Origin of the sequence: Streptacidiphilus fuscans, assembly GCF_015690355.1 — a bacterium.
GTDB classification, from domain to species: Bacteria; Actinomycetota; Actinomycetes; order Streptomycetales; family Streptomycetaceae; genus Streptacidiphilus; species Streptacidiphilus fuscans.
In genome coordinates this window covers 168,789-181,479 of the sequence record NZ_JADPRT010000012.1, presented here as the reverse complement: position 1 = coordinate 181,479, position 12,691 = coordinate 168,789, and the positions used below count along the sequence as shown (strand labels likewise).

The 12,691-nt window shown below is 71.9% G+C and carries 8 protein-coding genes; 6 read left to right on the top strand and 2 right to left on the bottom strand.

Annotation, left to right across the window (positions count from 1 at the left end; translation table 11 throughout):
- Nucleotides 1-14: 14 nt before the first annotated feature.
- Nucleotides 15-1,643: an IucA/IucC family protein gene (locus I2501_RS26460; protein WP_196196739.1), complete on the bottom strand. Its 1,629-nt coding sequence runs from the start codon at nucleotides 1,641-1,643 to the stop codon at nucleotides 15-17.
- 141 nt (nucleotides 1,644-1,784) lie between these two features.
- Here I2501_RS26460 and I2501_RS26455 point away from each other — a divergent pair, with 141 nt between their 5' ends.
- Both I2501_RS26455 and I2501_RS26450 read left to right on the top strand, forming a co-directional pair.
- On the top strand, nucleotides 1,785-3,371 hold the full coding sequence (locus tag I2501_RS26455; RefSeq protein WP_196196738.1) for an IucA/IucC family protein: 1,587 nt from the start codon (nucleotides 1,785-1,787) through the stop codon (nucleotides 3,369-3,371).
- A 240-nt stretch (nucleotides 3,372-3,611) separates the two neighbouring features.
- The gene (locus I2501_RS26450) at nucleotides 3,612-4,388 is read left to right on the top strand and encodes a GNAT family N-acetyltransferase (protein WP_196196737.1); all 777 of its coding nucleotides are present in this window, start codon (nucleotides 3,612-3,614) and stop codon (nucleotides 4,386-4,388) included.
- Nucleotides 4,389-4,475: 87 nt separating this feature from the next.
- On the opposite strand, the gene I2501_RS26445 is transcribed toward I2501_RS26450, so the two are convergent.
- Complete coding sequence (locus I2501_RS26445) at nucleotides 4,476-6,956, bottom strand: DNA gyrase/topoisomerase IV subunit A (RefSeq protein ID WP_196196736.1); 2,481 nt, start codon at nucleotides 6,954-6,956, stop codon at nucleotides 4,476-4,478.
- 303 nt (nucleotides 6,957-7,259) lie between these two features.
- Between I2501_RS26445 and I2501_RS26440 the strand changes: the two genes are divergently transcribed.
- The 4 genes from I2501_RS26440 (at nucleotide 7,260) to I2501_RS26425 (ending at nucleotide 12,678) form a co-directional block, all read left to right on the top strand.
- The gene (locus I2501_RS26440) at nucleotides 7,260-8,603 is read left to right on the top strand and encodes a M16 family metallopeptidase (protein WP_196196735.1); all 1,344 of its coding nucleotides are present in this window, start codon (nucleotides 7,260-7,262) and stop codon (nucleotides 8,601-8,603) included.
- Nucleotides 8,600-9,985 carry a M16 family metallopeptidase gene (locus I2501_RS26435; RefSeq protein ID WP_196196734.1) on the top strand — a complete coding sequence of 462 codons (1,386 nt, stop codon included), beginning with the start codon at nucleotides 8,600-8,602 and terminating at the stop codon, nucleotides 9,983-9,985. Before I2501_RS26440 ends, I2501_RS26435 begins: the two co-directional genes overlap by 4 nt.
- A 229-nt stretch (nucleotides 9,986-10,214) precedes the next feature.
- Nucleotides 10,215-10,925, top strand: coding sequence for a TetR/AcrR family transcriptional regulator (locus I2501_RS26430; RefSeq protein ID WP_196196733.1), 711 nt, complete (start codon nucleotides 10,215-10,217; stop codon nucleotides 10,923-10,925).
- Nucleotides 10,926-11,151: 226 nt separating this feature from the next.
- On the top strand, nucleotides 11,152-12,678 hold the full coding sequence (locus I2501_RS26425) for an MFS transporter (protein ID WP_196196732.1): 1,527 nt from the start codon (nucleotides 11,152-11,154) through the stop codon (nucleotides 12,676-12,678).
- The last annotated feature ends 13 nt before the right edge of the window (nucleotides 12,679-12,691 follow it).

The window sequence follows — 12,691 nt, the reverse complement described above, 5'->3', positions numbered from 1 at the left end:
AGGCAAGGTTAGCCTTACCAGGCCTGTGGCTGTCCATCGGGAGGGACGAGTGGGTTGTCCGCGGTGGTCCACCGGTCGCCCGGGGCCGTGCCGTCGAGCCGCATCAGCGTGAGCGCCTTGAGCGGCAGCGGCTCGTGCAGCAGGGCGTCGCGGTCGGCGGGGTCGTGCAGCACCTGCGCCGCGGCCGCCCGGGCCTCGGCGGCGACCGTCTGCCAGAGCCGGGCCTCCATCGACCGGTCCCCGCCACCGAAGCCGGACACCAGGCCGCCGAACGCCCCGCCGACCAGCGAGCCGAACAGCTTGCGGTGCAGTACCACGGGATCGTCGCTGACCACATGGCCGGTGACCGGCGGGTGGTCGATCCCGGCGCGGGCGAGGCGGGCCGGGCTGACCCGGATGTCGGCAAGGTCCCGGTAGACCAGCCGCACGGGCCGGTCGGCCGGGTCCAGCACCACGAGCAGGTTCTGGCCGTGCGCCTCCAACGCGACGCCCCAGTCCAGCAGTCGGAGCAGCGCGGGCCAGGCGAGCCGTGCGAAGGCGGTCAGCCACCGGGCCGCGCTGAGACCGGTCGGCGGACGCTCCGCCAACGCGGCCAGCGGCAGCACCCGTTCGCCTTCGCGCAGACCCTCGGTCGGGGGCTGGCGGACGATCACCGCGAGGTCGGGGCTGGGCTCGGCGTCCACCAGGGCGGCGCAGGACGCCAGGTTGCGGGTGATCCGCAGGCTGCCGTCGAGTCGGCCGACCACGGCGTCGAGCAGGCCGGAGACGGCGAGCGCGTTGCGGACCGACCCGCCGGAGATGTCGCGGATCGAGGAGGTCATGCGCAGCGACAGCGAGGTCTTGAGGTGCGGGCCCGTGGTGGCGAGCGGTGCGAGGGTGCGGACGGACATCAGCGGTGCGGCGGTCAGGCGGCGACCGCTCGGGGCGAAGCCGAGCGGAGGAAGTACCGTGCGGGCCTGCCAGGGGTGGGCGGGAAGCAGGAGCGTGCCGGAGGCGCGATCGCGCAGGGCTTCGGGCCAGGCGCCGGTCAGCAGCGCATCCCGTTCCGGGACCGCGATCAGTTCCAGCTCGATGTCGGCGCCGTGCTCCGGCGCGTAGGCGAGCTGGTCGGCGACGGAGAAGCCGGGCCTGCTGCGGCAGCACGGATGGTACGGATGACCGTCGACGATCGAACGCTCAGCGGTGATCAGTTCGGCGGCGGCGAGATCGATCGAATCGGTCGAATCGATCAGTCCGACCGGTTTCCGTTCACTCCGTGCCCGTGCGCCCGCGCGGGAGAGCGCCAATGACACGACGCTGTGCTCGATCTCGCCGAGCAGTGTGTCCGAGCCCGGCAGCCGCAGCGCCTCCAGCAGGGCGGCCGGGTGCGTGTACGCGGTCGCGCCCAGCCGGACCGCGTAACCGGGATCCGGCGCGCCGATGTCGTACGCGCGCCGGTCGGGACCGGACAGCCGGGCCCGGTCGGCGGCTGAGAGCGGCAGTGGTTCCAGTCGCAGGGCCCGCCACAGTCGGGCGAGCACGGCCGCGCGGGCACCCGGGAGCTCGGCGGCGAAGCCCGCGTCCAACTCCGGGCGGACCCGGTGCAGCTCGGCCGCGAACACGGCCTCGGCGGGACGCAGCACCGGACTGTCTGTTGCGTGCATGAAGGTGAGGTACCCCGGATTGGGAGAGGATGCGTCTGGACAGATCATTCTCTGCCGTCACCGATGGGACAAACCGCCCTGACGGGTGGACCGGGCAGACGGGTGCGGGCACGGGTACGGGCACGGGGTGCGGAGGCAGGCATGGACGGGTACGCCGACGGCGACGGTTGGCAGGGCTGGCGTCCGGAGGAGGCGACGGCGGCCACCTCGCTGCTCAACTGCCTGGTCAGGGAGCTGACCGAGCCCCGCTCGGGGGCCGCGTCCGGCTACCGGCTGACCGGGACCGGCCGCACGCTCACCACGGGCGCGGGACGCTGGCCGCAGCCGCCGCTCGCCGTGGACGGTCTGATCCTCGACGGGTTCGACGCCCTGGTCGTGCTGGCCGAGGAGGAGGCACGCGCCCGGACCGGCGTGGACAACGCCACCCTCGGCGCGGAGATGCGCGACAGCCGCGATGTCGTGGCGGCGCTGCTCGCGGCGCGCGCCGAGGCCGCGGCTCGGGACGAGAAGGCCGTCGCGGATCTCTATCTCCGCTCCGAGCAGGCGCTGTTGGCCGGGCACCGCTACCACCCCGCGCCCAAGACCCGTGGCGGCACAGTTCCGCAGAGCTGGCTGCCGTACGCGGCGGAGGCGGGTGCCCGGTATCCGCTGACCCTGCTCGGGGTGCGCGAGGACCTCCTCGGCGGGGAGGGCGTGAGCGGCGCGATCGACGCGCTCTGGGGCGACGCCGCGCCCCCCGGCTACCGGGTGCTGCCCGCTCATCCGTGGCAGCTCGAACTCCTGCGCAGCCACCCGACGTTGGCTCCGCAGACGCTGACCGCCCTGGCTGACGGACGGATCCGCGACCTCGGCCGGACCGAGGAGCAGGCCTGGGCGACGTCCTCGCTCCGCACGGTCTACCTGCCCGACGCCGACCTCGCGCTGAAGTTCAGCCTGGAGGTGCGGATCACCAATGACATCCGCCGCCTCTGGCTGCGTGACCTGCGCTGGTTGCAGCCGGTGGACGAGGTGTTGGCGGCGCTGCCGCCCGCGCTCTCGTCGCTGGTCTTCGCCGACCAGGGCTACCGCACGCTCGCCGGGCACGGTGAGGACGGCTGGGAGGCCTACGCGGTCCTGCAGCGCGAGGGTTTCGCCCACCGCGTCGCGCCCGGACTGACGCCGCTGCTCGCGGCGGGCGTGAGCGAGGGCTTCGACGGCAATCCGCTCGACCGGCTCACCGCAGAGCAGGCGTTCGCCTGGTGGCGCCGCTATGTCGAGCTCCTGGCCCCACCGGCGCTGGACGCACTGCGCGACCACGGCGTCGTGTTGGAGTGCCACTTGCAGAACGTCCTGGTCGCCGTGGACGCGGCCGGGCTCCCGGGCCAGGTGCTCTTCCGGGACCACGAAGGCGTCAAGCTCACCACCGACCGCCACGCTTCCCGGCTGACCCGCTTCGGCCCGGGCGTCCCCAACCCGGGGGTGAGCCCGGAGTACGGCAGGGACCGGCTGCTGTACTGCCTGGTCGTCAACAACCTGATGGAGATGGCCGGGGCGATCACCGCCCGTCACCCCCAGCTCGCTGCTGAGCTGTGGCCCACGGCATGTCAGATCCTGTCCGAGTACCGCGACTTCATCGGTGTCCCGCACATCCCGGCGAAGACCAACCTGCTGCTGCGCTGGCTCGACGCGGACGGCGGCGACTCCACCTACGTCCCGCTGCCCAACCCGCTTGCCCAGGTCCAGCGGTAGCATGCCCGGGTGCTGCCGCCGGAGCCGGCGCAGCAGAACGACGACAGAGGACTGACGCCAATGATCCCGGCGACCCGCAGCGGCCGCCGTCGGGGCTGAGCACCCGCGCCGCGTTTCACGCGTCCGTGCGACCTGCCCCGTCCGTGCGGCCCCACGACACCGCAACCTGTTTCGCGCCGTCGTGCGCACAGTCATGCGCCTTTTCGCGCGCATGCGCACTCACGTGAGGTCGTCATCACCGTGGACATCGACGTCCAGAGCTTTGCCGTCGCCCATCTCCGCCGCCGTCCCGAGGTCGTGGAGACGGGCAGGTTCGTGATCGGGATCGACCCGGCCACCACCAGCCCCTACGTCAACTACGCCACCCCGCTGCCCGGTGCCGCGCCGACCGGCGCGGACGTCCGGCAGTTGGTCGGCGCGTTCCGGGAACGGGGGCTGCTGCCACGGCTGGAGTTCGCCCCCGACGCCGCGCCCGCCGTGGCATCCGCGTTGCAGGCGGCTGGGTTCGCCGTCGAGGCGCGGCACGCGTACCTGGTCTGCACGCCGGACACCCTGCCGCCGTCGGAGCGCGGGAACCCCGGACCGAAGGTCGAGACGCCCGTCTCGGACGCGGACTACCTCGCCGTGGCCGCCGCCCTCGCCGAGGCGTTCGGCGGGGAGTCCGCCGCCTCGCCCGAGGGTACGGCTCGCCTGCGCCGCACCCAGGAGGGAGGCGGTGCGGTCCGCTTCGTCCGTGCCCCGGACGGCAGTTGCGCGGGCGGCGGGCAGTGCTCCGCCCCGGCCGCGGGCACCGCCGAACTGGCGGGCGTGGGCACCCGGCCCGCCCACCGGGGGCGGGGTGTCGCCGCAGCCGTGACGGAGGCGCTGGCGCGGGCCGCCTTCGTCGGCGGCGCCGGGTCGGTCTGGCTGGAGTACTCCGGCGACGGCTCCCGTCGCGTCTACGAGCGGGTCGGCTTCCGGCCGCAGGGAACCCGCCTCTACATGTCGTTGCCGACGGGAGTGAACGACCCGCGCTGAGGCCGCAGACGCCGGTGGGGGCGCCGTCGGCAGTCCGCCGTCGACACCCCCACCGGGTCACTCCTCAGCCGGTCTCTCCTCAGCCGGTCACACCGGACCGGCCACCGCGGTGATCTCCTTGGCCAGCGGCACGCCGGAGCCGTCGCGACGCGGGTCGCGGCCCGGGAGTTCGGCCGGGGAGCCGTTGGCGGTCGCGGCGCGGGCGGGCGTGGGGCCGACCCAGGCGAAGACCAGGCGGTCCTCACCCTTGAGGAAGCGCTGGCAGCGAACGCCGCCGGTGGCGCGTCCCTTGCGCGGGTACTGCTCGAACGGCGTGGCCTTGGCCGTGCCCTGGCCCATGCCGTCGAGTGCGTCCGTCGCGCCCGCGACGGTGACCACCAGGGCGTCGGCGGCCGGGTCGACCGCCGCGAAGGAGAGGGCCTTCACGCCGTCGGCGAGCTTGATGCCGGCCATGCCGCCCGCCGGGCGGCCCTGCGGGCGGACCTGCGAGGCCGGGTAGCGGAGCAGCTGGGCGTCGGCGGTGACGAAGACCAGGTCCTCCTCGCCGGTGCGCAGTTCGACGGCGCCGATGACGCGGTCGCCGTCCTTGAGCGCGATGACCTCGAACTCGTCCTTGTTGTCCGGCCAGTCCGGCACGACGCGCTTGACCACGCCCTGCTCGGTGCCGAGGGCGAGGCCGGGGGAGGACTCGTCCAGCGTGGTCAGCGCCAGGACCAGTTCGCCCGCGTCGAGCTTGAGGAACTCGTCGGCCTTGGCGCCGCCCGCCAGCGCCGGTGCGTGGGCGCTCGGTGGCAGCTGCGGCAGGTCGATGACCGGGAGCCGGAGCACCCGGCCCGCGGTCGTGACCACGCCGATATGGCCGCGCGCGGTGGCCGGGACGGCGGAGACGATCACGTCGTGGCGGGCACGCTTGCCGGTGTCGTCAGCGACCGGCTCCGCGGACGCGGCGTCACCGCCCTCCGCGCCCGTGTCGGCGGTGCGGGCCAGCAGGCCCGTCGAGGAGAGCAGCACCCGGCACGGGTCGTCCGCGACCTCCAGCGGGACGGCGACGGAGGCGACCGAACCGGCCTCCAGCAGCACCGTCCGGCGCTCGGTGCCGAACTTCTTGGACACGGCGGCCAGTTCGTCGGAGACGACCTTGCGCAGCACCGAGTCCGACTCCAGGATCTCGGTGAGTTCGGCGATCTCGGCGTGCAGCTTGTCCTGCTCGGCCTCCAGCTCGACCCGGTCGAAGCGGGTGAGGCGACGCAGCGGGGTGTCGAGGATGTACGCGGTCTGCGTGTCGCTCAGACCGAAACGCTCGATCAGTCGATCCTTCGCCTGCGCGGCGTTGTCGCTCGATCGAATGATCGCGATGACCTCGTCGATGTCGATCAGCGCGACCAGCAGACCCTCGACCAGGTGCAGCCGGTCCTGACGCTTGCGGCGACGGAAGTCGGAGCGTCGCCGGACCACCTCGAAGCGGTGGTCGACGTAGACCTCCAGCAGCTCCTTCAGCCCCAGCGTCAGCGGCTGGCCGTCGACCAGGGCGACGTTGTTGATGCCGAAGGTCTCCTCCATCGGCGTCAGCTTGTAGAGCTGCTCCAGCAGCGCCTCCGGCACGAAGCCGTTCTTGACCTCGATGACCAGGCGCAGGCCGTGGTTGCGGTCCGTCAGGTCCTTGACGTCGGCGATGCCCTGGATCTTCTTGGCGTTGACCAGGTCCTTGATCTTGGCGATGACCTTCTCCGGGCCGACCGTGAACGGCAGCTCGGTGACGACCAGGCCCTTGCGGCGTGGGGTGACGTCTTCGACGGTGACCTTGGCGCGGATCCGGAACGTGCCGCGACCGGTCTCGTAGGCGTCTCGGATGCCGCCCAGGCCGACCACCAGACCGCCGGTCGGCAGGTCGGGGCCGGGGATGAAGCGCATCAGCGCGTCGAGGTCGGCGTTCGGATGCCGGATCAGGTGGCGGGCGGCGGCCACGACCTCGCCCAGGTTGTGCGGCGGCATGTTGGTGGCCATGCCGACGGCGATCCCGGAGACGCCGTTGACCAGCAGGTTCGGGAAGGCCGCCGGAAGGACCTGCGGCTCCTGCTCGCTGCCGTCGTAGTTGGGCGCGAAGTCGACGGTGTCCTCGTCGATGGACTCGACCATCGCCATCGCGGCGTTGGTGAGCCGGGCCTCGGTGTAACGCATGGCGGCCGGCGGGTCGTCGTTGCCGAGGGAGCCGAAGTTCCCGTGGCCGTCGATCAGCGGCAGCCGCATGGAGAACGGCTGTGCCATGCGGACCAGCGTGTCGTAGATGGCGGTGTCACCGTGGGGGTGCAGCCGGCCCATCACCTCGCCGACCACGCGGGCGCTCTTGACGTGGGCGCGCTCGGGACGCAGGCCCATCTGGTCGGCCTGGTAGAGGACGCGTCGGTGCACCGGCTTGAGGCCGTCCCGCGCGTCGGGGATCGCCCGGGAGTAGATGACCGAGTAGGCGTACTCCAGGTAGGAGCTCTGCATCTCGTCCACCACGTCGATGTCGAGGATGCGCTCCTCGAAATCCTCGGGTGGTGGGGTCGGCGAACTGCGGCGGGCCATCGCGGCGGCGCTCCCTCGGACGGCATGCACGCTCTCCGGTGGGTCCCGGAGGGGTCCCTGGAGGCGGCATGGGCTGGCACGGTCGGGACCATTCTGGACCAGGCCGCTGACAAACCCGGCCACCGCGTCCCCTGCCGGTGCAGCACAATGGGGCTTCCCGGGACTTGTGCGGTGTTTCGTGCGGTGTTCTCCGCACGCACGACAGGCCCCGGCCCGACCGACAGAAGTGCAGCAGACCGACTGTGCGGCAGCAGTGCCGCAACCAGTTCCGCAACAGCGCAGCAACCGGAAGGAACGACGCGGATGGCCCAAGGATTCACCATCAGCGAGCACACGTTGGCCAACGGCCTGCGGGTGGTGCTCTCCGAGGACCACCTGACACCGGTCGCCGCGGTGTGCCTCTGGTACGACGTGGGCTCCCGGCACGAGGTGCCCGGACGTACGGGTCTGGCGCACCTCTTCGAGCACCTGATGTTCCAGGGCTCGGCGCAGGTCCCCGGCAACGGCCACTTCGAGCTGGTCCAGGGCGCGGGCGGCTCGCTCAACGGCACCACCAGCTTCGAGCGCACCAACTACTTCGAGACCATGCCCGCCCACCAGTTGGAGCTGGCGCTCTGGCTGGAGGCGGACCGGATGGGCAGCCTGCTCGCCGCGCTCGACCAGGAGAGCCTGGACAACCAGCGTGCCGTGGTCAAGAACGAGCGCCGTCAGCGCTACGACAACGTCCCCTACGGCACCGCCTTCGAGCGGCTGACCGCGATGGCGTTCCCGGACGGCCACCCGTACCACCACACCCCCATCGGCTCGATGGAGGACCTGGACGCCGCCACCCTGACGGACGCCCAGGACTTCTTCCGCACCTACTACGCGCCCAACAACGCGGTGCTCTCGGTGGTCGGCGACATCGACCCGGAGCAGACGCTGGCCTGGGTGGAGAAGTACTTCGGCTCCATCCCGGCGCACGACGGCAAGCGCCCGCCGCGCGACGGCACCACGGTGGTCCGCGACGGCTCCGAGCCGCTGCGCGAGCACGTCGTCGCCGAAGTCCCCTCGCGTGCCGTGATGCAGGCGTACCCGCTGCCGCTCGACGGCACCCGTGAGGCCGACGCGGCCGACCTGGCGCTGACGGTGCTGGGCTCGGGCGAGTCCAGCCGTCTCTACAACCGGCTGGTCCGGCACGACCGGTCGGCCGTGACCGCGGGCTTCGGCCTGCTGCGGCTCTCCGGCGCGCCCTCGCTGGGGTGGCTGGACGCCAAGACCTCCGGCGAGGCGACGGTCGAGGCGGTCGAGGCCGCGATCGACGACGAGTTGGCCCGCTTCGCGGCCGAGGGCCCGACGGCGGAGGAGCTGGAGCGCGCGCAGGCGCAGATCGAGCGCGAGTGGCTGGACCGGCTGGACACGGTCGGCGGCCGTGCCGACGAATTGTGCCGCTACGCCGTCCTGTTCGGCGACCCGAAGCTGCTGGACACCGCGCTGGCACGGGTGTTGGACGTGACCGCGGCCGAGGTCCAGGCCGTCGCGCAGAAGTACCTGACGCCCGACAACCGCGCGGTGCTGACCTACGAGCCGCTGGTGTCCACCGAGGACACCGACGCCGACTCCGCCGAGACCGCCGACTCCGCCGACGACGAGGAGGTGCAGGCATGACCATCGCCTCCACCATGACCTTCCACCCGCGTCCCGAGCCGGGGCAGCCGACGCCGTGGAACTTCCCGGCCCCGACCCGGTCCACGCTGCCCAACGGGCTGACCGTGCTGCGCTGCGACCGTCCCGGCCAGGCGCTGGTCGCCGCCGAGCTGGTCCTCGACGTGCCGCTGGACGCCGAGCCGAAGGCGCAGGAGGGCGTGTCGACCATCCTGGCGCGCGCCTTCTCCGAGGGCACCGAGTCGCTCACGGCGGAGGAGTTCGCCGCCGAACTGGAGCGCGCGGGCGCGACGTTGGACGCCCACGCCGACCACACCGTGCTGCGGGTCTCGCTGGAGGTCCCGGCCTCCCGGCTGGAGCGCGGGCTCGGCCTGCTCGCGGACGCGGTCCGGGTCCCGGCCTTCCCCGAGCACGAGATCGAGCGGCTGGTCGCCAACCGCCTCGACGAGATCGTCCACGAGCTGGCCAACCCGGCGCGTCGCGCCGCGATCGCCTTCTACGGCGAGATGTTCGACGCCGGCGACCGACTGTCGCGTCCGCGCTCGGGCACGGCGGAAACGGTCAAGACGATCGATCGATCGGCCGTTTCTTCGTTCTACGCCGAGCATGTTCGTCCGTCGACCGCGACGCTCGTCGTGGTGGGCGACTTCTCCGGTGTGGACCTGGACGCGGTGCTGGCCGCGACGGTGGGGCGGTGGACCGCCGAGCCCGGCGAGCGCCGCCGTCCCGCGCCGGTGCGTGGCGACGACGCGGGCCGCGTGGTCGTCGTCGACCGTCCCGGCTCGGTGCAGACGCAGCTGCTGATCGGCCGGGTCGGGCCCGACCGCCACGACGACAGCTGGGCGGCGCAGATCCTGGGCACCTACTGCCTGGGCGGCACGCTGACCTCCCGTCTGGACCGGGTGCTGCGCGAGGAGAAGGGCTACACCTACGGCGTGCGGGCCTTCGCCCAGCCGCTGCGCTCCGGCGCGGACGGGGAGGGTCGGGCGCTGCTGGCGATCTCCGGCTCGGTCGACACCGAGTCCACGGCCCCGGCGCTCGCCGACACCTGGCAGATCCTGCGCACCCTGGCCGCGGAGGGGCTGACCGACGAGGAGCGCGACATCGCCGTGCAGAACCTGGTCGGTGTGGCGCCGCTCCGCTACGAGACCGCGTCGGCGGTCTGCGCCACCCTGGCCGACCAGGTCGAGCAGGAGCTGCCCGACGCCTACCAGGCCGAGGTCTACCGCCGCCTCGCGGAGACCACGACGGCGGAGGCGACGGCCGCGGTCGTCGCGGGCTTCCCGCCCGAGCGGCTGGTCGCCGTGCTGGTGGGCGACGCCTCGGTGATCGCCGGTCCGCTGAAGGACCTGGGGATCGGCGAGGTGACGGTCATCCCGGCCTGACCCACACCGGACCCGTCAGCCCCCGCCCCGCTCCGGCTCGGCGGGGGCTGCGGCGTTGTGCCAGGCACCGCGCCCTCGCGCCTACTCTGCGTGTGGATTCCTCCACGTAGAGAATTGTGATCCAGGTCACACTCGAATCCGGGATTTCCGGGGAGCGAGTCCCCGTTTACGTGAGTGACACTGGAACCGGGGAGCCCGTCCCCGTTTCCGAGACCTGGAAGGAGCGCTCATGGTTCAGCTCAGCGAATCGCCGGTCGGCGGCCCGTCGAGCGGCGTCAAGCCTGCCGTGGGCCTCCGCCGCCGCGCCGACGCGGCGCGTAACCGGGCCCGGATCCTGGACGCGGCGCAGGACGCCTTCGTCGAGTTCGGCGCGGACGTGCCGCTCGACGACATCGCCCGTCGGGCGGGCGTCGGCAACGCCACCGTCTACCGCCACTTCCAGGACCGCCGCAGCCTCGTGCACGGCGTGGTGCTGGAAGTGATGGAGCGGGCGATCGTCGTCGCGGAGCAGGCCTACGCCGAGGAGGCGGACGCGTTCGACGCGTTGAGCCGCCTCGTCCACGACTCCGTCAACTGGAAGATCGGCGCGCTGTGTCCGATGCTCTCCGAGTGGACGGACCTGCAGGAGACCGCGATCTTCGCGACGAAGGAGCGGTTGGACGCTGCCGTCCAGCGCATCCTCGACGCGGCACAGGCGGCCGGCACCCTGCGTGACGACGTGACCAGTCCGGACGTGATGATGGCCGTGGCCCAGCTGGTTCGGCCGTTCCCGGGCGCTGCCTACAACAGCATGCAGCCCTTCGTCCACCGCCATCTGCAGTTGCTGCTCGACGGTCTGCGCGCTCCGGCGCACACGCCGCTGCCGGGCAGCGCCCTGACCTTGGAGGACCTGCGTCGGGAGTGCATTCTCTCGGCCGCGCAGCGCAGTTGTCGGCAATGACGCCGAGCCTGCGCGGCGGCTCCTCCGCCCCGAAACGACCGACTGAATGATCGAGTGATCGGCTGATCGACCGAGCGATCCGACACGCGAAATTTCACGATATTTCATTTGACCGACCGTCATGGTCCGTCAGCACCTGACCTTCGCACGCCCTCCTGTTGTCCGCATGCGCCCGCAATGCGGCGAGGGCGGCACCGTCCGCCGCACCTTCTACGGGGATACCCTCATGTCTGAATCCGCAGCACCCGCGTCAGCCGCTCAGGCGACGCCACAGCTCGACCCGAAGCGATGGAAAGCTCTGGTCTTCATCGCCATCGCCCAGCTGATGGTGGTGCTCGACGCCACTGTCGTGAACATCGCGCTGCCGCACGCGCAGCAGAGTCTGCACATCTCCGACGCCAACCGGCAGTGGGTGATCACCGCCTACAGCCTGGCCTTCGGCGGTCTGCTGCTCTTCGGCGGTCGCGTGGCGGACCTCTGGGGGCGCAGGAAGGCCTTCATCGTCGGCCTGATCGGCTTCGCACTGGCCTCCGCCATCGGCGGCGCCGCGGTCAACTCGACCATGCTGCTGGGCGCTCGCGCCCTCCAGGGCGTCTTCGGCGCACTGCTCGCGCCCGCCGCGCTCTCGCTGCTCGCGGTGACCTTCACCGAGGCCAAGGAGCGGGCGACCGCCTTCGGCATCTTCGGTGCGATCGCCGGTGCCGGCGGCGCCGTCGGTCTGCTCCTCGGTGGCGCGCTGACCCAGTACTTCAACTGGCGCTGGGCGCTCTACGTCAACATCATCTTCGCCATCATCGCCGTGATCGGCGCGACGCTCTTCATCGAGGAGCGCGCCGACCAGCGCAACCGCAGCCGTCTGGACATCCCCGGCGTCCTGCTGGCCACCTCCGGTCTGGTCGCCCTGGTCTACGGCTTCACCAAGGCCGAGGAGTCCGGCTGGGGCTCCAGCGTCACCATCGGCCTCTTCGTGGCCTCCGTGGTGCTGCTGGCCCTGTTCGTCCTGGTCGAGTCACGGATCAAGGCCCCGCTGCTGCCGCTCCGCGTGGTGCTGGACCGCAACCGCGGCGGCGCCTACCTGGGCCTGGGCCTGGCGATCATCGGGATGTTCGGCCTCTTCCTGTTCATGACCTACTACCTGCAGGGCATCAAGCAGTACTCGCCGGTCATGACCGGAGTGGCGTTCCTGCCGATGGTGGTCGGCATGATCACCGGCTCGACCCAGATCGGCACCCGACTGGTGACCCGCATCCCCGCCCGCTGGCTGATGGGCCCGGGTCTGCTGGTCGCCGCCCTGGGCATGCTGATGCTCACTCAGATGAAGGTCGACAGCAACTACTGGACGCTGATCCTCCCGGCCGAGTTCCTGCTCGGTCTCGGCATGGGCACCTCGTTCATGCCGGCCATGAACCTGTCGACCCTCGGCATCCGGCCGCAGGACGCGGGTGTGGCCTCGGCGATGATCAACACCTCGCAGCAGGTCGGCGGTTCGATCGGCACCGCGCTGCTGAACACCATCGCCGCCAGCGCCACCACCAGCTGGCTGGTCGCCCACCACACGGCCGACCCGCGTAACCCGTTCGCGCAGGTGCACGGCTACACCGTGGCGATCTGGTGGGCGGTGGGCATCATGTTCGTCGCCTCGGCCCTGGTCTTCGTCCTGGTCAACGCCGGTCGCCCGGACCACCACGCGGTGGCCGCCAGCGGCGCGGGCGCCGAGGACGGCGCGGACGCGATCCCGGTGGTCATGCACTGACCCGCACGACCTG

Excerpts from the sequence above, each read along its gene's own strand:
- I2501_RS26460 (WP_196196739.1), bottom strand. The coding sequence starts at position 1,643 with ATGCACGCAACAGACAGTCCGGTGCTGCGTCCCGCCGAGGCCGTGTTC.
- I2501_RS26455 (WP_196196738.1), top strand. The coding sequence starts at position 1,785 with ATGGACGGGTACGCCGACGGCGACGGTTGGCAGGGCTGGCGTCCGGAG.
- I2501_RS26445 (WP_196196736.1), bottom strand. The coding sequence starts at position 6,956 with ATGGCCCGCCGCAGTTCGCCGACCCCACCACCCGAGGATTTCGAGGAG.
- I2501_RS26440 (WP_196196735.1), top strand. The coding sequence starts at position 7,260 with ATGGCCCAAGGATTCACCATCAGCGAGCACACGTTGGCCAACGGCCTG.
- I2501_RS26435 (WP_196196734.1), top strand. The coding sequence starts at position 8,600 with ATGACCATCGCCTCCACCATGACCTTCCACCCGCGTCCCGAGCCGGGG.
- I2501_RS26430 (WP_196196733.1), top strand. The coding sequence starts at position 10,215 with ATGGTTCAGCTCAGCGAATCGCCGGTCGGCGGCCCGTCGAGCGGCGTC.
- I2501_RS26425 (WP_196196732.1), top strand. The coding sequence starts at position 11,152 with ATGTCTGAATCCGCAGCACCCGCGTCAGCCGCTCAGGCGACGCCACAG.